Annotated in this window: 16 protein-coding genes; 9 read left to right on the top strand and 7 right to left on the bottom strand. The window is 71.3% G+C overall.

Annotation, left to right across the window (positions count from 1 at the left end):
* Nucleotides 1-28: 28 nt before the first annotated feature.
* Entirely contained in the window at nt 29-739 is a 711-nt protein-coding gene (locus HDA30_RS03750) for a helix-turn-helix transcriptional regulator (protein ID WP_343059290.1), read from the bottom strand.
* Nucleotides 740-868: 129 nt separating this feature from the next.
* On the opposite strand from HDA30_RS03750, the gene HDA30_RS03745 reads away from it, so the two are divergent.
* The 3 genes from HDA30_RS03745 to HDA30_RS03735 are packed head-to-tail and all read left to right on the top strand — an operon-like array spanning nt 869 to nt 3,559.
* The gene (locus HDA30_RS03745) at nt 869-1,807 is read left to right on the top strand and encodes an ABC transporter ATP-binding protein (RefSeq protein WP_262337710.1); all 939 of its coding nucleotides are present in this window, start codon (nt 869-871) and stop codon (nt 1,805-1,807) included.
* A complete protein-coding gene (locus tag HDA30_RS03740; protein ID WP_158495888.1) occupies nt 1,804-2,544 on the top strand; it encodes an ABC transporter permease in 741 nt (246 codons plus the stop codon). Before HDA30_RS03745 ends, HDA30_RS03740 begins: the two co-directional genes overlap by 4 nt.
* 37 nt (nt 2,545-2,581) lie before the next feature.
* Nucleotides 2,582-3,559, top strand: coding sequence for a COX15/CtaA family protein (locus HDA30_RS03735; RefSeq protein WP_158495887.1), 978 nt, complete (start codon nt 2,582-2,584; stop codon nt 3,557-3,559).
* A gap of 110 nt (nt 3,560-3,669) precedes the next feature.
* Here HDA30_RS03735 and HDA30_RS03730 read toward each other — a convergent pair whose 3' ends face one another.
* Entirely contained in the window at nt 3,670-4,662 is a 993-nt protein-coding gene (locus HDA30_RS03730) for a heme o synthase (RefSeq protein WP_158495886.1), read from the bottom strand.
* Between the two features lie 197 nt (nt 4,663-4,859).
* Between HDA30_RS03730 and tkt the strand changes: the two genes are divergently transcribed.
* The 6 genes from tkt to pgl are packed head-to-tail and all read left to right on the top strand — an operon-like array spanning nt 4,860 to nt 13,145.
* Nucleotides 4,860-7,091 (top strand): transketolase, encoded by a 2,232-nt coding sequence (gene tkt / locus HDA30_RS03725; RefSeq protein ID WP_184241137.1) that lies wholly within the window; start codon nt 4,860-4,862, stop codon nt 7,089-7,091.
* The gene (gene tal, locus HDA30_RS03720) at nt 7,088-8,269 is read left to right on the top strand and encodes a transaldolase (RefSeq protein ID WP_184241136.1); all 1,182 of its coding nucleotides are present in this window, start codon (nt 7,088-7,090) and stop codon (nt 8,267-8,269) included. Before tkt ends, tal begins: the two co-directional genes overlap by 4 nt.
* Nucleotides 8,270-8,314: 45 nt before the next feature.
* On the top strand, nt 8,315-9,916 hold the full coding sequence (locus HDA30_RS03715) for a glucose-6-phosphate isomerase (RefSeq protein WP_184241135.1): 1,602 nt from the start codon (nt 8,315-8,317) through the stop codon (nt 9,914-9,916).
* A gap of 7 nt (nt 9,917-9,923) precedes the next feature.
* Nucleotides 9,924-11,465: a glucose-6-phosphate dehydrogenase gene (gene zwf / locus HDA30_RS03710; protein WP_184241134.1), complete on the top strand. Its 1,542-nt coding sequence runs from the start codon at nt 9,924-9,926 to the stop codon at nt 11,463-11,465.
* Nucleotides 11,462-12,403, top strand: coding sequence for a glucose-6-phosphate dehydrogenase assembly protein OpcA (locus tag HDA30_RS03705; protein ID WP_184241133.1), 942 nt, complete (start codon nt 11,462-11,464; stop codon nt 12,401-12,403). The genes zwf and HDA30_RS03705 overlap by 4 nt, the downstream gene beginning before the upstream one ends.
* Nucleotides 12,393-13,145: a 6-phosphogluconolactonase gene (pgl, locus tag HDA30_RS03700; RefSeq protein ID WP_184241132.1), complete on the top strand. Its 753-nt coding sequence runs from the start codon at nt 12,393-12,395 to the stop codon at nt 13,143-13,145. The genes HDA30_RS03705 and pgl overlap by 11 nt, the downstream gene beginning before the upstream one ends.
* 141 nt (nt 13,146-13,286) lie before the next feature.
* Here pgl and secG read toward each other — a convergent pair whose 3' ends face one another.
* From secG to HDA30_RS03675, 5 genes are all read right to left on the bottom strand, one after another.
* Nucleotides 13,287-13,538 (bottom strand): preprotein translocase subunit SecG, encoded by a 252-nt coding sequence (secG, locus tag HDA30_RS03695; protein WP_158495879.1) that lies wholly within the window; start codon nt 13,536-13,538, stop codon nt 13,287-13,289.
* A 117-nt stretch (nt 13,539-13,655) separates the two neighbouring features.
* A complete protein-coding gene (gene tpiA / locus HDA30_RS03690) occupies nt 13,656-14,447 on the bottom strand; it encodes a triose-phosphate isomerase (RefSeq protein ID WP_184241131.1) in 792 nt (263 codons plus the stop codon).
* Nucleotides 14,448-14,450: 3 nt separating this feature from the next.
* Entirely contained in the window at nt 14,451-15,695 is a 1,245-nt protein-coding gene (locus HDA30_RS03685) for a phosphoglycerate kinase (protein WP_158495877.1), read from the bottom strand.
* Nucleotides 15,696-15,827: 132 nt separating this feature from the next.
* On the bottom strand, nt 15,828-16,835 hold the full coding sequence (gap, locus tag HDA30_RS03680) for a type I glyceraldehyde-3-phosphate dehydrogenase (RefSeq protein WP_221419045.1): 1,008 nt from the start codon (nt 16,833-16,835) through the stop codon (nt 15,828-15,830).
* A 109-nt stretch (nt 16,836-16,944) separates the two neighbouring features.
* Complete coding sequence (locus tag HDA30_RS03675) at nt 16,945-17,571, bottom strand: superoxide dismutase (protein ID WP_158495875.1); 627 nt, start codon at nt 17,569-17,571, stop codon at nt 16,945-16,947.
* Nucleotides 17,572-17,770: the final 199 nt, after the last annotated feature.

The following is a 17,770-nucleotide window of genomic DNA, read 5'->3' as shown; positions in this document are numbered from 1 at the left end:
TGTGTCGGCCCGTGCAGGCCGAGTCGGGTCAGGTCGACGCCACCGGCTCCGCCCGGCCCAGCGGCACGTGGGTGGTGCAGACATGCCCGCCCGTGGCCAGGGTCGACAGTCGGCGGACGTCGACGCCGAGCAGGCGGGCGAACAGGGCGGTCTCCTCTTGGCAGAACTGCGGGAAGTGCTCGGGAATTCCCCGCAGCGGGCAGTGGCCCTGACACACCTGGGCGGCGCGCAGGGTCGGGGCGAGCCCGGCGCCGACGTGGCGCAGGGTGCTGGCATAGCCCAGCTGCTCCAGCACCTCGGTGAGCACGCGGGTGCGCTCCTCGAGGTCGGCTTCCGGCGAGGACAGGCGCGCGGAGAAACGCTCCTCCACGGGCGCGAAGCGCTCGCGGGCCAGAGCCCGGACCTCGTCCGGACCGCCCAGGGCGTGCAGCCGCCGGACCGCCTCGACGGCGACGTCCAGGTGGGAGTCCTCGAAGTGCTTCTGCGCCTGGTGCGTCACGACATAGCGGCGGGACGGTCGTCCGGCGCCCCGCGAGGGGCTGACCAGTTTGACCTCGACGAGGTCTTCGACCTCGAGGGCGTCGAGGTGTCGTCGCACAGCGGCGGCGGTCAGACCGACGGCGCGGCCCAGCTGCGCCGCGCTCACCGGTCCCCGGGCGAGCACAAGCTGCAGAACACGCTCACGCGTGCCCTCGATGGCCGGGGAGGTCGTCCCGGCAGCAGACTCATCCGAATACACAAGGCGATTCTGACCTATTGCGCGCCGGTCGGCCAACTCAGGTGCGCCTTGCCTCGCCGAACGCCGGTCGCACCGTCGCCGATGCCAGAGGTCCACGCACGTGCGCCGACCGGGACGTAGACTTGACCGGTGCTCTCCGCGCCCGACATCGCTCTGAACCTGACCGACGTGCACCGCACCGTCGGCCGGGGCCGCCGGAGAGCCCAGGTGCTCCACGGCGTGGACCTCACCGCCCGCCGCGGCGCCGTCACGGTGTTGCTCGGCCCCAACGGCGCGGGCAAGTCCACGACGCTGTCCCTCTGCCACGGCATCACGCGACCCGACGCCGGCACCGTGCGCGTCTTCGGCCATGATCCCGCCGCCGCGTCTGCGGACCTGCGCGCGCGCATCGCGGTGATGTGGCAGGAATCCGGTCTGCCGCCCTCGGTGTCCGCACGCCGTTTCGTCGAGCACGTCTGCCGACTTCATCGCGACCCCGTTCCGGCCGCGGACGTGTTCGAGCGGCTGGGCATCAGCGACTGTGCGGACCGCGCCATCCGGCGCCTCTCGGGCGGTCAGCGTCAGCGCGTCGCCCTCGCCGCCGCCCTGGTCGGCCGCCCGGACATGCTCTTCCTCGACGAGCCCACCGCGGGCCTGGACCCGCAGACCCGTCCCCTCGTGCACGAGGTGATCCGCGAGCAGACCCAACGCGGAGCCGCCGTGCTGCTGACCACGCATCTGCTCGACGACGCCGAGCGCCTGGCGGACGACGTCGCCATCCTCTCGGGCGGGCGCGTGGTTCGGCACGGTCGGCTCGAGGAGCTCACGCGCATCGACGGCGGAGATGTCGTCGAGATCGACTTCGGCGACGCCCCGTCCGAGGCGCTGCGCCGATGGGCCGACGACTGTCCTGAAGGCATGCGTGCCGAGAGCCCGGCAGCGGGCGGGCTCGTGCGGCTCACCGGCGTCTCGTCGCCGTCCGACATGCGACGCCTGGCCGAATCGTGGAGCCGCCACCGCCTCTTGCCCGTCCGCTTCGACCGGGTCTCGCAGCGGCTCGAAACCGTTCTCGAGGAGGTGAGCCGATGACCGCCCCCGTCGCCGCGGCCGCCACGCTGCCCGCCCGGATCATCGCCCAGGCCCGCTATGAAACCGGCACCGCCCTGCGCAACGGCGAACAGCTCGTCGTCACGCTTGTACTGCCCGTGCTCGCCCTGCTCGGCGTTCATGTCACGGGCCTGCTTGAGGCACCGGGCCGCTCCGGGCTCGACGTGGCCGTGCCCGGCTGCCTCGCCCTGGCCGTCGTGAGCTCCGCGTTCACCGCCACGGCCATCGCCACCGGGTTCGAACGCCGATACGACGTGCTCGCGGCGCTGGCCACCACTCCCCTGGGCGTCGCCGGGCTCGTGCTCGGCAAGGCCGCCTCGGTGCTCGTGCTGCTCACCATCCAAACGGGTGTGATCGCCGGGCTCGGGCTCGCCCTGGGCTGGAGCCCCGACCCCGCAGGGCTGCCCGCGGCCATCCTGACGCTGCTGCTGGGTGGCGTGAGCTTCACTGCTCTCGGGCTGCTGTTGGCCGGCACCGCCCGCCCCGAGGCGACCCTCGCCGTGGCGAACCTGCTCTGGGTGCTCTTCGGCGCGGTCGGCGGGACCGTCTTTCCCGCACCGGCGCCGCAGCTGTCGTGGCTGCCTTCCGCGGCGCTGGGCAATGGCCTGCGCACCGCCCTGGCCGACGGGGTCTGGCACCCCGGCGCCGTGCTCCTGCTCGCCCTGTGGTGCGCCGGGGCCGTGGCCGGCGCGCTGCGCTGGTTCCGCTGGCGCCCCTGATCTCCCCGTCCCCCGTTCACTGGAAGGAGCGGTTCGCGTGACCGACTCACCCGTCACCCCCGCTACGGCTTCTCGGCGCGGCGCCGTGCTGCCCGCTCGCATCACCCGCGGGACCGTCGTGCTGGCCGTCGCATCACTCATCTCACAGATGGGCATCGTCGTCACCGGCGGTGCCGTGCGGCTGACCGCCTCGGGCCTGGGTTGTCCGACGTGGCCGATGTGCCGCCCCGGTTCCCTGACGAACACTCCCGAGATGGGCATCCACGGGTACATCGAGTTCGGCAACCGGACACTGACGGGCGTGCTCTCCGTGATCTCGCTACTGATGATCCTCTGGCTCTGGAAAGTCCGGCACGTCCACCGCGAGGCGTTCCGTCTCTCCATGCTGCTGCTGGCGGGCATCGCCGTCCAGGCGCTCATCGGCGGTGCGACGGTGCGGCTCGCTCTGGACCCGCGGATCGTGGGCGTGCATTTCGTCATCTCCGCGCTGCTGATCGTCTGGGCGACGCAGCTGCTGCTGCGGGTCCGGCACGCCCGTCGGCATCCTGCGGGCACGCCGGTCGTGGACGGGGCGACGACGCGCATCAGCCGCGCCGCGGCCACCGTGAACTTCATCGCTCTGTGGTTCACGCTCGTGCTGGGCACGCTCGTGACCGGCACCGGACCGCATTCCGGCGACCCTCAGGCCGCCCGCCACGGGTTCGATGCTCTGCTGATCACCCGCGCGCACGTCGTGCCCGTGTACGTCATGGTGATCGCGACCCTCGTGCTGCTCGTGGCCGTCCACCGCACCCCGGGCACCTCGCCCGCGCAGCGCCGCACGACCCTGTTCGCGTTGGCAGCCATCGTCCTGCAGGGCGCCATCGGCTACTGGCAGCATCTGACGGGTCTGCCGATCGGCGTCGTGGCCCTGCACCTGGCCGGCGCCACGATCACGACCGTCGCCGCCACCGTCGCCTGGCAGCGTCAGACCAGCGACCACCGCGTCCCCGCCGCGGACACGGCACGGGCCTGAGACCCCACGCCCGGGATGCTCGCCGGCGCGGGCTCCGCCACACGAGAGAACGGCCCCGCCTCCCGGATGGGAGGCGGGGCCGTCGTGGTGTCGGCGCCGCGGGCGGTGCCTCAGGCGCCGAACTGCATGAGCGGCGCGCCGACGAACGGATCGACCGCCAGGGCGATGAACAGCAGCGTGAGGTAGCTGATCGACAGGTGGAAGACACGCATGGCCTTGCGGTCCTCGAAGTCCGGGCTCTGGGCCTGGCGCTGCAGCACGTGTGACTCCCACACGAACCAGCCGCCCACGCCCACCGCGACGGCGGTGTAGACGATGCCGGCCCAGCCCAGCGGGACGAGCAGCAGCGAGCACACCACGGTGGCCCATGCGTACAGCACGACCTGGTTCGACACCAGGCGCGCGGAGGCGACGGCGCCGAGCATGGGCACATCGGCCTCCTGGTAGTCACGCTTGTACTTCATGGACAGCGGCCAATAGTGCGGCGGCGTCCACAGGAAGATGACGACGAACAGGATGACCGCCGGCCACTCGACGCTCTCACGCACGGCGGCCCACGCGATCAGCACCGGGAAGCAGCCGGCGATGCCGCCCCACACGATGTTCTGCTCGGTGCGTCGCTTGAGCACCAGCGAATACACGACCACGTAGAAGAAAATGGCGGCGGCCCCGAGCGCGGCCGCCAACAGATTCGCGCCGACGTACAGGATCACCAGCGAGAGCGCGGTGAGCACCCAGGAGAAGACCAAGGCCTCACGGGGGGTGACCTCACCGGTGACGAGCGGGCGTCGTTCCGTCCGCTTCATCACACGGTCGATGTCGCGGTCGATGTAGCAGTTGAACGCACCCGAAGCCCCCGCGGCCATCGCGCCACCGATCAGCGTGGCGGCCATCGTGACCAGGTCCGGGAAACCGCGCTGGGCGAAGATCATCGTGGGCAGTGTCGTCACCAGCAACAGCTCGATGACGCGCGGTTTCGTCAGCTCGAGGTAAGCCTTCGCCTTGCGGCGCAGGCTCAACGGCCGCGGGGGGCCCGCAGGCTCCGGCTCGCGGCTCACGACGCCTTCGGCGGCGGTGACGGACGGCTCCACGGTGGATGACATCGACTTCTCACGGTGCGGGGACAGGACAGGCACGACCCGCACCGGCAACACAGGTGCGGACGCGCGAAGATCACCGACGATCATACCCGCCAGCACACTGATGGGCCCGGTGACGGCACGCACGCCGCCACCGTCGGCGTTAGGCTGGCGAACAGTCCTGCCGCACCGACGGCGACACACGCTGTGAGGAGATCACCATGGCTGAGCTTCCTGTCCCCCTGGACCGCCTCCGCCCGGCGCGCGAGTACGTGTACGAGAGCCAGGACAAGGCCATGGTGGACACCCTGCGGGTGCTCGCGGCCGACGCCGTCGAACATGCCGGGCACGGGCATCCGGGCACCGCGATGTCGCTCGCCCCCGTGGCCTGGCAGCTGTTCCAGAACGTCATGCACCTCGACCCCCGCGACCCGCACTGGCCCGGTCGCGACCGCTTCATCCTCTCGGCCGGGCATGCGTCCCTGACGCTGTACCTGCAGCTGTTCGCCGCCGGCGCCGGGCTCGAGCTCGACGACATCCGGGCGCTGCGGACCGAGGGCTCCAAGACGCCGGGGCATCCCGAGGTCCACCACACCGACCACGTCGAGATGACCACCGGGCCACTCGGCCAGGGACTGGCCACCGCCGTCGGCTTCGCCTATGACCAGCGCCGCCTGCGGGGCCTGCTGGACCCCGACACCGCGGCGGGCGCCTCGCCCTTCGACCACCATGTCTTCGTCATCGCCTCCGACGGCGACATTCAGGAAGGCGTCACGAACGAGGCCGCCTCGCTCGCCGGTCACCAGCGTCTGGGCAATCTCGTCGTCGTCTACGACGCCAACCGGATCTCGATCGAGGACGACACGGACGTGGCGTTCACCGAGGATGTGGCGCAGCGCTACCGTGCGCTGGGCTGGCAGGTGCTCGATGTGGACTTCACCGGCGGCACCGAGGGCCACGAGGTGCCTCACTACCGAGAGGACCCACGCTCCCTCTACGACGCTCTGGCACGGGCGAAGCGGACGACCGATGCCCCGACGCTGATTCGGCTGCGCACTGTGATCGGCTGGCCCGCTCCCACCAAGCAGAACACCGGTGGCGTTCACGGCGCCGCGCTCGGCGCCGAGGAGCTGGCCGCGACCAAGCGCGCTCTCGGCTTCGACCCGCAGGAGAGCTTCGCGGTCGATCCCGCCCTGCTCGAGCGTTCCCGGCGGCTGCGTGAGCGGGCGGCGGTGCGGCGCGCCGACTGGGAGCAGGCGCTGCAGCGCTGGCGCGCCGAGCGACCCGAGGCCGCGCGGCTGTATGACCGGCTGCGAGAGCAGCGCCTGCCCGAAGGCTTCGACGCCGCTTTCCCGACCTGGAACGCCGATGAGAAGAGCGTGGCGACCCGTGCCGCCTCCGGGCAGGTGCTCTCCGCGCTGGCCGAGGTGATGCCCGAGCTGTGGGGCGGCTCGGCGGATCTGGCCGGATCGAACAACACCACGATGGCCGGCGAGCCCTCGTTCCTTCCAGCCGATCGGCAGACGGCAGCGTTCCGCGGCGGTCCGCACGGACGCACCCTGCACTTCGGGATCCGCGAGTTCGCCGCCGCCTGCATCGTCAACGGGATCGCCCTGGGCGGGCTGACCCGTGCCTACGCCGGCACGTTCCTGACTTTCTCCGACTACCAGAGGCCTGCCCTGCGGCTGGCGGCACTGATGGGCACCCCGAGCGTGCACGTGTGGACGCACGACTCCATCGGCCTGGGCGAGGACGGACCGACCCACCAGCCGGTCGAGCACCTGGCCGCGCTGCGGGCGATCCCGGGTTTGGACGTCGTGCGACCGGCCGACGCCAACGAGACCGCGTGGGCGTGGCACACCGTGCTCGGCCGCCGCGGGCGTCCGGCCGGGATCGTGCTGTCCCGGCAGGCGCTGCCCGTCCTGCCCCGCGCCGACCTCGACGGCGGGGCCGAGGCCTGCGCGAGCGCCGCGGGCACGGCGCGCGGGGCCTACGTGCTTCAGGAGGCCCGTGATGTCGAGGGCCACACGAGCGCGCCCCGGGTGCTGCTGATCGCCACCGGGTCCGAGGTGCAGGTCGCCGTGCAGGCCCGCAACCGCCTGCAGCAGGAGGGGGTGCCGACCCGCGTCGTCTCGGCGCCCTGCCTCGAGTGGTTCGTCGACCAGGACGAGGCCTATCGGCACCACGTCCTGCCGGAGGGTCCCGACGCGCCGGTGCGGATCTCGATCGAGGCGGGCATCGCTCAGGGCTGGCATGAGTACACCGTGACCAGCACCAGCCGGGGCGCGCGCATCAGCCTGGAACATTACGGCGAGTCGGCCCCTGGCACGCGGCTCATGGAGAAGTACGGTTTCACGCAGGCCCACGTCGTGGACACGGCGCGGCGCCTGCTCGACGAGCAGGCCCGGCACGGCGCCGAGCACCCCGTCCGCACCGAGAAGGACCACACATGAACACCGAGAAGACCGCACCACGCTCACCTGACCCGCACACGCGCGCTCTGAGCCAGGCCGGGGTGTCCCTCTGGCTGGATGATCTGTCGCGGACCCGTCTGCAGAACGGCGACCTGGCGAACCTCGTGACGACGCGCCAGATCAGCGGGGTGACGACGAACCCGACGATCTTCCAGAAGGCCCTGACCGACGCCGAGGCCTATCTGCCGCAGCTGCAAGAACTCGCCGCGCGCGGCACGGACGCGGCCACCGCGGTGCACGAGCTGACCTGCCGTGACGTCGCGCAGGCAGCCGATGTGCTGGCGCCGGTGCACGAGCGCACCGGCGGCCGAGACGGGTTCGTCTCGATCGAGGTCGACCCCCGTCTGGCCCAGGACCCGAGCGCCACCGTCACCCAGGCCCAGCGGCTGGCCGCCGCGATCGACCGGGAGAACCTCATGGTGAAGATCCCGGCCACGCAGGCGTGCCTGCCGGCGATCACCGAGGTCCTGGCCGCCGGGATCAGCGTCAACGTGACCCTGATCTTCTCTCTGCCGCGTGTCCGCGAGGTCGTCAACGCCTGGCTGGCCGGGCTGGAGAGGGCCCGCACCGCGGGGCGGGACCTGCGCCGGATCCACGCCGTCGCGTCCCTGTTCGTCTCGCGCGTGGACACGGAGGTGGACACTCGTCTGCGGCGACTCGGCGCCGACGAGTCCCTGTTCCGCGGCGCCGGCCTGGCCAACGCCCGACTCGCCCACCGCATCATCGTCGAGTCTGCGCAGACCGAACGGTGGCGCCTGCTGGCCGCCGCCGGCGCCCCGGCCCTGCGTCCTCTGTGGGCCTCGACCAGCGTCAAGGACCCCGCCCTGCCCGCCGACGCCTACGTCAGTGGTCTGGCGGCGCCGAACACCGTGATCACGCTGCCCGAGGCGACGCTGCACGCCGTGGCCGAGCACGGAGTTCGCCTGTCCGCCGCTGATGAGGACGCTCGCGCCGTCGGCTACGCGGCCGCCGACGCGCACCTGGACGCGGTCGGTCGTGCCGGCGTCGACTACTCCGACGTCGTCGACACGCTCGAGGGCGCGGGGATTGCCGCATTCGTCGCCGCGTGGGAGGCCATGCTGGACACCGCCGAACAGGGTCTGGCCCGTGCCCGCGACGAGGCCTCTGGCCCCTCCGACTCCCCCGCCGCGTCCTAGCCCGACCGACGAGCCGCACCTCTTCCGCGAAAGGACACCCCCCTGATGAGCACCTTCGGCCTCAGCGCCACCGGAGACGCCCTCGCCGCCATCGACCGTCACGTCGACGCGCTCGTCGCCGAGCGGTTCGCCTCACGCCTGGGCGACCACGACGCGACCCTGTGGGGCCCTGAGGCCGAGCAGGAGGCCTCGATCCGCCTCGGCTGGCTCGACGCCGTCGACGTGTCCCGCCCGCTGCCGCAGCGAATCAGCCAGCTGCGCAAGGAGCTCGCCGCCGAGGGCGTCGACCGCGTCCTGCTGGCCGGGATGGGCGGCTCATCGCTGGCTCCTGAGGTCATCGCCGCGACCGAGGGCGTCGCGCTGACGGTGCTCGACTCGACCGACCCGCAGCAGGTGGCCGCCGCCCTCACCGACCTGGAGCGCACGGTGCTCGTGGTCTCCTCGAAGTCCGGCTCGACGGTCGAAACCGATTCGCAGCGGCGGATCGTCACGGAGGCGATGACGCGCGCCGGTCTCGATGCCGCCTCCCGCACCGTCGTGGTCACCGACCCGGGATCCCCCCTGGCGCGGACGGCGGCCGACGAAGGCTGTCGCGCCGTGTTCGAGGCCGATCCTCACGTCGGCGGTCGGTTCTCCGCCCTGACCGCGTTCGGTCTCGTGCCGGCGGGGTTGGCCGGGGCCGATGTGGAGAGCCTGCTCGATGACGCAGAAGCCGTGCTCGATCTCGTGCTCGAGGACGCGCCCGAGAACCCGGCCCTGCAGTTGGGCGCCGCGCTCGGGGGAACCGAACCTCTGCGCGACAAACTCCTGATCACCGAGGACGGCACCTCGATCGTCGGCTTCGGGGACTGGGCCGAGCAGCTGCTGGCCGAGTCCACCGGCAAGTCCGGAACCGGGCTGCTTCCCGTCGTCGCCGAAGTCGAGGCACCGGAGGCCACCACGGGGGCGGCGGACGTGCTGCGCATCGTGCTGGGCGAGGACGCCGACGGTGCGGTCATGCCCGAGCACGGCGTGCGCGTCTGGGGGCGCCTCGGTGCGCAGCTGCTCGTGTGGGAGGCCGCGACCGCCGTCGCTGGCCGTCTGCTGGGCATCAACCCGTTCGACCAGCCCGACGTCGAGGCGGCCAAGTCTGCGGCCCGCGGCCTGCTCGACGCGCCCGCGGAGCAGCAGGATCCGGGCATCGAGGTCGACGGCGTCCGCGTCACGGGCCTGCCCGACGGGTCCCGGCCCGCCGACCTGACCGAGGCGCTGCGCCGGCTGCTCGACCGGCTTGGCGAGCACGGCTACCTCGCGATTCACGCCTATCTGGACCGACAGGCCGACTCGGCGGCCGCTGACCTGCGCCCCGCGCTGGCCCGGGCGGCCGGTCGGCCCGTGACCTTCGGCTGGGGTCCGCGGTTCCTGCACTCCACCGGACAGCTGCACAAGGGCGGGCCGGCCACGGGCGTGTTCCTGCAGATCACCGCGGACGCCGAACCGGACCTGATGGTCCCCGGCCAACCGTTCGGCCTCAATCGGCTCATCGCTGCGCAGGCCCGCGGCGACGCCGCGGTGCTGCGAGAGCAGGGCCGCCCCGTCCTGAGCCTGCACCTGACCGATCGCGCCGCCGGGCTGGCGGCGGTGCGCCGCGCCGTCGACACCCTCTGAGCCGATCATGCACGCCAATCCTCTCCGTGACCCGCGCGACCGCCGCCTCACCCGCATCGCGGGTCCCTCATCTCTGGTCCTGTTCGGGGTGACCGGCGACCTGGCCCGCAAGAAGCTGCTGCCGGCCATGTACGACCTCGCCGGCCGCGGCCTGCTGCCACCGGGTTTCTCGCTCGTCGGCTTCGGCCGGCGTGACTGGAGCGACGAGCAGTTCGCCGAGTACGTCCGAGCCGCCGTCGAGGCCGGTGCCCGGACCCCCTTCAACGAGACTGTGTGGCACCAGTTCTCCGGCGGGCTGCGCTTCATCTCCGGCGCTTTCGATGACGACGCGGCCTACGCACGGCTCGTGGACGTGCTCGGTGAACTCGAGTCCTCCCGGGGCACGCGCGCCAACACCGCCTTCTACCTCTCCATCCCGCCGAGCTGGTTCGAGGAGGTGTGCCGTCAGCTGGCCGAGGCGGGCCTGGCGGTGCATTCGCAGGACCCGCAGGCCCCGTGGCGGCGGGTGGTCATCGAGAAGCCCTTCGGCCACGATCTGGCCAGCGCCCAGGAGCTCAATGCCGTCATCGAACGCGTGTTCCCACCCGAGTCGGTGTTTCGCATCGACCACTATCTGGGCAAGGAGACCGTCCAGAACATCCTGGCCTTCCGGTTCGCCAACCGGATGTTCGAGCCGCTGTGGAGCGCCGAGCACGTGGACCACGTGCAGATCACGATGGCCGAGGACATCGGCATCGGCGGGCGCGCGTCGTATTACGACGGCGTGGGGGCGGCCCGCGACGTCATCCAGAACCATCTGCTGCAGCTGCTGGCGCTGACGGCCATGGAGGAGCCCATCTCCTTCCACGCTGACCACCTGCGCGCGGAGAAGGAGAAGGTCCTGGCGGCCGTCGAGGTGCCGGACACCCCCGAGGGACTGCACGCGTCCAGCGCCCGCGGACAGTACACCTCCGGTTGGCAGGGCGGGGAGCAGGTCACCGGGTTCCTCGACGAGGAGGGGTTCAACCCCGCCTCCACGACCGAGACATTCGCCGCGCTGAAGGTCGGCATCCGCACCCGCCGCTGGCAGGGTGTGCCCTTCTACCTGCGGGCGGGCAAGCGTCTGGGCCGCCGGGTCACGGAGATCGCGGTGGTCTTCAAGCAGCCGCCGCATCTGCTGTTCCCGCCGCATCCCGGCGACGCCTTCGGGCAGAACACCATCGTGATCCGCGTCCAGCCCGACGAGGGCGTGACGATGCGGTTCGCCTCGAAGGTCCCCGGCACACAGTCCGAGGTCCGCGACGTGACGATGGACTTCGGCTACGGGCACGCGTTCACCGAGGACTCCCCCGAGGCGTACGAGCGGCTCATCCTCGACGTGCTGCTCGGCGAGCCGCCGCTGTTCCCCCGGCAGCAGGAGGTCGAGCTGTCCTGGCGGATCGTGGATCCGTTCGAACGGCACTGGGAATCGCTGCAGACACAGCCAGAGCCGTATCAGCCCGGTTCCTGGGGCCCCGAATCCGCCCATGAGCTGCTGGCCCGCGACGGACGATCCTGGAGGCGCCCGTGAAGATCCTGATGGAGGACACCACCACCTCGAAGGTGGCCAAGCGGATCACCGCGCTGCGCGAGGCCAGCGGGGTCGTCACGCTCGGCCGCGTGCTCACCCTGGTGATCAGCACCGACGAGCCCGGGCTCGAATCCGCGCTGACCGCGGCCAACGCGGCCTCCCTGGAGCATCCGTGCCGGATCATCCTGCTCGCTCTCGGCGACCCCGACGGCCCGGACCGTCTCGACGCCGAGCTGCGTGTCGGCGGGGACGCCGGCGCCTCCGACGTGGTGATCCTGCGCGGCTCCGGCGCCAACGCCCGCCCCGACGAGTCACTGGTGGCCGCTCTGCTGCTGCCGGACGCGCCGATCGTCGTGTGGTGGCCCGGCGAGGCGCCCGCGGTCCCGTCCGAGACCCCGCTCGGCCGTCTGGCCCACCGACGCATCACGGACACCGCGGCCGCGCCCCACGCCGAACGCGGCCTGTGGCGTCGACGTGACGGGCACCGGGCCGGGGACACGGACATGGCCTGGACCCGTTTAACGCTCTGGCGCATCCAGGTCGCGGCCATTCTCGACGATCTGGACCCCGCGTCCGTCGAGTCGGTCACCGTCGACGGCGCCCCGGACTCTCCCTCGACTCTGCTGCTGGCCTCCTGGCTGGCGCTGTGCCTGTCGGTGCCCGTCACGATCGCCCATTCGAAGCGAGGCCACGGAATCCGTGCGGTGCGGCTGCGGCGGCGCGCGGGCGACGTCGTGCTCTCCCGCAGCCAGTCGGAGGTGGCCAAGCTCTACCAGCAGGGGCGGCCCGTGCAGCGAATCTCCCTGCCCCGACGCACCGACCAGGACTGTCTCGCCGAGGAGATGCGGCGCCTGGACCCCGACGAGATCCTCGGCGACGTGCTCAGCCGGGGGTTGCCCGGCACAGATCTGAAGGCGGTGCAGGCCAGTGAACGCTGAGATCCGACATGTCCATCCCGATCGTGGCGCGCTGGCGACCGCGTGCGCGCAGGAGCTGCTCGCCGTGGCCGGCCGTGCTGTCGCCGAACGTGGCCGCGCCGACCTGGTGCTCACCGGTGGCAGCACGGGCATCGCGGTCGTCGCGGCCCTGCCCGAGTGCCCCGCGGTCGGTGACATCGACTTCTCGCGGGTGCACTTCTGGTTCGGTGACGAAAGATGGGTGCCGACCGCGCACGAGGACCGCAACGACCAGCAGGCGATGGACGCCGGTCTGGCCGAGCTGATGCGGCTCACCGCCCGCACGCCGCGCGCGCTGCGGGCCCCGAACGTGCATCGGTTCCCCGCGCGCTCCGATTCCGCGGACCTGGACACCGCCGCGCGCCAGGCGGCCACCGCCCTGACGCCGACACCCGCATTCGACGTGGTGCTGCTGGGCATGGGTCCGGACGCACACGTGGCGAGCCTGTTTCCCGGCCACCCGGGCCTGGACGCCGCGGGCATGCCCGTCGTCGCCGTCCGCCAGTCGCCGAAGCCCCCGTCTGAGCGCCTGTCCCTGACGCTCGAGGCGATCGGTGCCGCGGACCAGGTGTGGTTCACGGTGGCGGGTGCAGACAAGGCCGACGCGGTCGCGTCCGTGGTGGCCGCACGTGAGGCCGGCCGTCGTGACCCCGCTCTGCCGGCCTCCCTCGTGGATGGGCGCCGCCGCACCGTGTGGTGGCTCGATGAGGCCGCCGCCGGCTGAGCCCGCAGATGCGCTCGGTCCGGGCCGTGGCTCGGCGCCGCGGACACCGAACAGGCCCCCGTGCGCCGCATGGCGTTCGGGGGCCTGTTCCTGTGGGGCGCTGAGGTCGGAAACCGCCGAGCGGCCCTGTGCGCCCTCCGCTCAGGAGTCGACGTTGAGGCGGCTGAACACGCCGATCAGTACGATCATCGCCGCCCAGAGCACCGCGATGGTGACGGTCGTGCGCGTCAGCAGCTTCTGCGAGCTGCCAGAGGCGCTCATCGACGAGGACACCCCACCGCCGAACATGTCCGAGACGCCGCCGCCACGCCCCTTGTGGAGCAGGATGAGCAGAATCAGGAACACGCTCGAGACGGCGACCAGGATCTTCAGGACCAGCAGGAGGCCGTCCACGTCACATCACTCCTCGATGTCTGACTGTCTCTGTCGGTGTCGGACCGCGTCCGCCCGAACGTCGTCTCGGTGTCCGGGACGTCGGGGCGACGAGGCCGACCGGGAGCTGAGCGAGGCTCAAACTGCCGTGTCGAACTGCACGATCCTAACAAACTCGTCCGCGTCCAGACTGGCGCCGCCCACGAGTGCGCCATCCACGTCCTGTTGCGCGAGCAGCTCGGGCGCACTCGAGGACTTCACCGACCCGCCGTACAGCAGACGGACGGTGTCCGCCGTCTCGGCGTTCGTGAGCTCCTCAATCCGCTGCCGCAGGGCCGCGCACATCTGCTGTGCGTCGGCCGCGGACGCGACCTCGCCGGTGCCGATGGCCCACACCGGCTCATAGGCGACGACGATCTGGCTGATGTGCTCGACAGTGAGGTCCGCGAGTGCGGCGTCGAGCTGGGCGAGTGTGTGCTCGACGTGGCGTCCGGCCTGACGCACGTCCAGTCCTTCGCCGACGCACAGCACGGGAATTACCCCGTGCTCCACGGCGGCCGCCACCTTGCGGGCGACCAGGGCGTCGTCCTCCCCATGGATGGTGCGGCGCTCCGAGTGGCCGACGATCACGTAGCGGCAGCCCAGCCGTGCCAGGAACTGCCCCGAGACGTCGCCCGTGAACGCGCCGGAGCTCTCGGGCGAGAGGTCCTGCGCACCGTAGGCCAGGTCCAGACGATCCCCGCTCACCAGCGTCTGGACGCTGCGCAGGTCGGTGAACGGCGGGAACACCGCCACCTCGACGCGCTCGGGGTCGTGGTCGGCGTCGCCGAGCTGCCAGGCCACCTGCTGCACGAGCGTGACGGCCTCGAGGTGGTCCTTGTTCATCTTCCAGTTGCCCGCGATGAGCGGGACACGCTGCTGCGCCGCCATGGCTCAGGCCTCCGAACCGGTCAGGGCGGCCACGCCGGGCAGCTGCTTGCCCTCGAGGTACTCGAGCGAAGCGCCGCCGCCGGTGGAGATATGGCCGAAGGCATCGTCCTGGAAGCCCAGTGTGCGCACGGCCGCCGCGGAGTCGCCACCGCCGACGACGGACAGCCCGCCGTTCGCGGTGGCCTCGGTCAGGGACTCTGCGACCGTCCGGGTGCCCGCCGCGAACGCCTCGAACTCGAACACGCCCATCGGGCCGTTCCAGAACACGGTCTTGGCCTCGCGGATCTGCGCGGCGAACGCACGGGCCGAGTCCGGGCCGATGTCCAGGCCCATGGCCGCGTCGCCGTGCGCGCCGGTGGTGAGCGCGTCGACCGGGAGCACCTCATGCTCGGCGTCCTTGGCGAACCCGGAGGCCATGACGATGTCCGTCGGCAGCAGGATCCGAGCGGCACCCTGTTCCGAACGGCGCAGGTACTCCTTGACCGTCTCGAGCTGGTCCTCCTCCAGCAGCGAGGAGCCGACCCGATGGCCCTGGGCGGCGAGGAACGTGAAGACCATGCCACCGCCGATCAGCAGGGTGTCGGCCGTGTCGAGCAGGTTGTCGATCACGGCGAGCTTGTCCGAGACCTTGGAACCGCCGAGCACCACGACGTACTCGCGCTCGGGAGTCTCGGTGAGACGGGTGAGCACCTGCAGTTCGGTCGCCACGAGCGGGCCCTGATGGGCCGGCAGCTGGGCCGCGACGTCGAACACCGAGGCGTGCTTACGGTGCACCGCGCCGAAGGCATCGCCCACGTAGGCGCCATCCTCGCCCGCCAGTGCTGCCATCTCGGCGGCCAGCTCCGCGCGCTGGGCGTCGTCCTTGGAGGTCTCGCGGGGGTCGAAGCGCACGTTCTCGAGCAGCAGGACCTCACCTGAGCTGAGCGCGGTGGCCTGGGCGCGAGCGTCCTGTCCCGTGACGTCGGCGGCCAGGCGCACCTCGCGGCCGAGCAGCTCGCTCATCCGGGCGGCGACGGGGGCGAGCGAGAACGCCGGGTCGACGGTGCCCTTCGGGCGACCCAGATGAGCCATGACGATGACCTTCGCCCCGGCCTCGGCCAGGTCCCGGATCGCCGGCAACGAGGCGCGGATGCGGCCGTCGTCGGTGACCGTCGTGCCCTCGAGCGGCACATTGAGGTCGGAGCGGATCAGCACGGTGCGTCCTGCGACGTCCGTGGCGAGAAGGTCCTTCAGGGTCTGGGCGGTCATCTGCGTCCTCCTTGGCGCGGAATGAAACTCACGTCGATCGGCGGCCGGCACGCCGTGCAGGCCCGCCGGGAAGTCTATCGACACGCGGCCGGCCCGGCCGACGGGGCCGGGCCGGGCCGCGTGGCCGAGGCGTCAGAGCCGCGCGCCGACGTACGAGGTGAAGTCGAGCAGCTGGCAGGTATAGCCGTACTCGTTGTCGTACCAGCCGATGATCTTCACCGTCTGCCCGATCGACTTGGTCAGCGGTGCGTCGAACGTGCAGGCCGCGGGCGAGGTCACGATGTCGGAGGAGACGATCGGATCCTCCGAATAGACCAGACGGCCACGCAGCGCATCGGACTCGGCCGCCCGACGGAACGCCTCGTTGACCTCCTCAACCTCGACGTGCCGGGTCAGCTCGACCGTCAGGTCGGTGGCCGATCCGGTGATGGTCGGCACGCGCATCGCGAAGCCGTCGAGCTTGCCCTCGAGCTCCGGGATGACCTCGCCAATGGCCTTGGCCGCCCCGGTCGAGGTGGGCACCATGTTCTGTGCCGCGGCTCGAGCGCGGCGGCGGTCCTTCTTGTGGACGTTGTCGTGCAGGTTCTGATCTCCGGTGTAGGCGTGGATGGTGGTCATGATCCCGTCGACCACGCCGAACTCGTCGTTGAGCACCTTCGCCATCGGCGCCAGGCAGTTCGTGGTGCAGGACGCGTTCGAGACGATGTGCATCGACGCCGGATCGTACGTGTGCTCGTTGACGCCCATCACGAAGGTTCCGTCGACCTGCTTGCCGGGTGCCGAGATGACGACCTTCTTGGCGCCGGCGTCCAGGTGCGCCCGCGCCGCCGGCCCCGAGGTGAAGATGCCGGTGCAGTCGATGACGACGTCGACGCCGAGTTCGTTCCAAGGCAGCTTCGCCGGGTCGGACTCGGCGAGGAGCTTGACGGGGCGGCCGTCGACGACAAACCCATCGTCGGTCCGCTCGAGGGTGCCCGGATAGGCGCCGAGGATCGTGTCGTACTTGGTGAGCCAGAAGAGGTCCTCGGGGTCGGCCAGGTCGTTCACGGCCACCAGTTCCAGGTCCGTGGTGCGCTCGCGCAGCGCCCGCAGAGCGTTGCGGCCGATGCGGCCGAAGCCGTTGATGGCGATCTTGGTCATGATCACTGCCTCGTTTCCTCGAGTGTCGGGAGGACGGAATGGGTCAGGAGGATCGGGCCCGGCCCCGCCCACGGCGGGCGGGGCCGGGCCCGGACGGCGCGCTCCGGGCTCAGGCCGGGAGGACCAGGCCCGAGGCACCGTTGCGAGCGGCCTCGAAGCGGGCCTGCACGTCGGCCCAGTTCACGATGTTCCAGATCGCCTTGACGTAGTCGGCCTTGACGTTCTGGTAGTCGAGGTAGAAGGCGTGCTCCCACATGTCCAGCTGGAACAGCGGGATGGTGGCCACGGGCACGCCGTTCTGCTGGTCGTAGAACTGCTCGATCACCAGGTTGCCGCCGATCGGCTCGTAGGCCAGCACGGCCCAACCGGAGCCCTGGATGCCCAGGGCGGCGGCGGTGAAGTGCGCCTGGAACTTCTCGAAGGAGCCGAAGAACTCGTCGATCGCTGCGGCCAGCTCGCCGGTCGGCTTGTCGCCGCCCTCGGGCGAGAGGTTCTTCCAGAAGATCGAGTGGTTGGTGTGGCCGCCCAGGTTGAACGCGAGGTCCTTCGAGAGCTGGTTCACCGCCGCGAAGTCCTCCTTCTCACGGGCCGCGGCCAGCTTCTCCAGAGCGGTGTTCGCGCCCTTGACGTACGTGGCGTGGTGCTTGGAGTGGTGCAGCTCCATGATGCGCGCGGAGATGTGCGGCTCCAGCGCGGCGTAGTCGTAGTCCAGCTCCGGCAGAGTGAACTCAGCCATAATTGACCTCCTTGGGTTCTGCAGGGCGCCACGCTCTGCGACGCCCGTGGGAGCGGTCGTGGCGCCGTCCGCGTGCGAGGAGGCCGTGCGGCGTTCCTGCGGCGGCGGCGATCGTGTCGACCGTCCCCATCGCCGCCCATCCTGGTCCTTGTGGCGCGTGAACGCCACCGTTGCAGACCCGCGTCGGCCAGGACGACGA

It is taken from the genome of Micrococcus cohnii (genome assembly GCF_014205175.1).
Lineage (GTDB): Bacteria > Actinomycetota > Actinomycetes > Actinomycetales > Micrococcaceae > Micrococcus > Micrococcus cohnii.
This window is presented reverse-complemented; position numbering and strand designations above follow the sequence as displayed.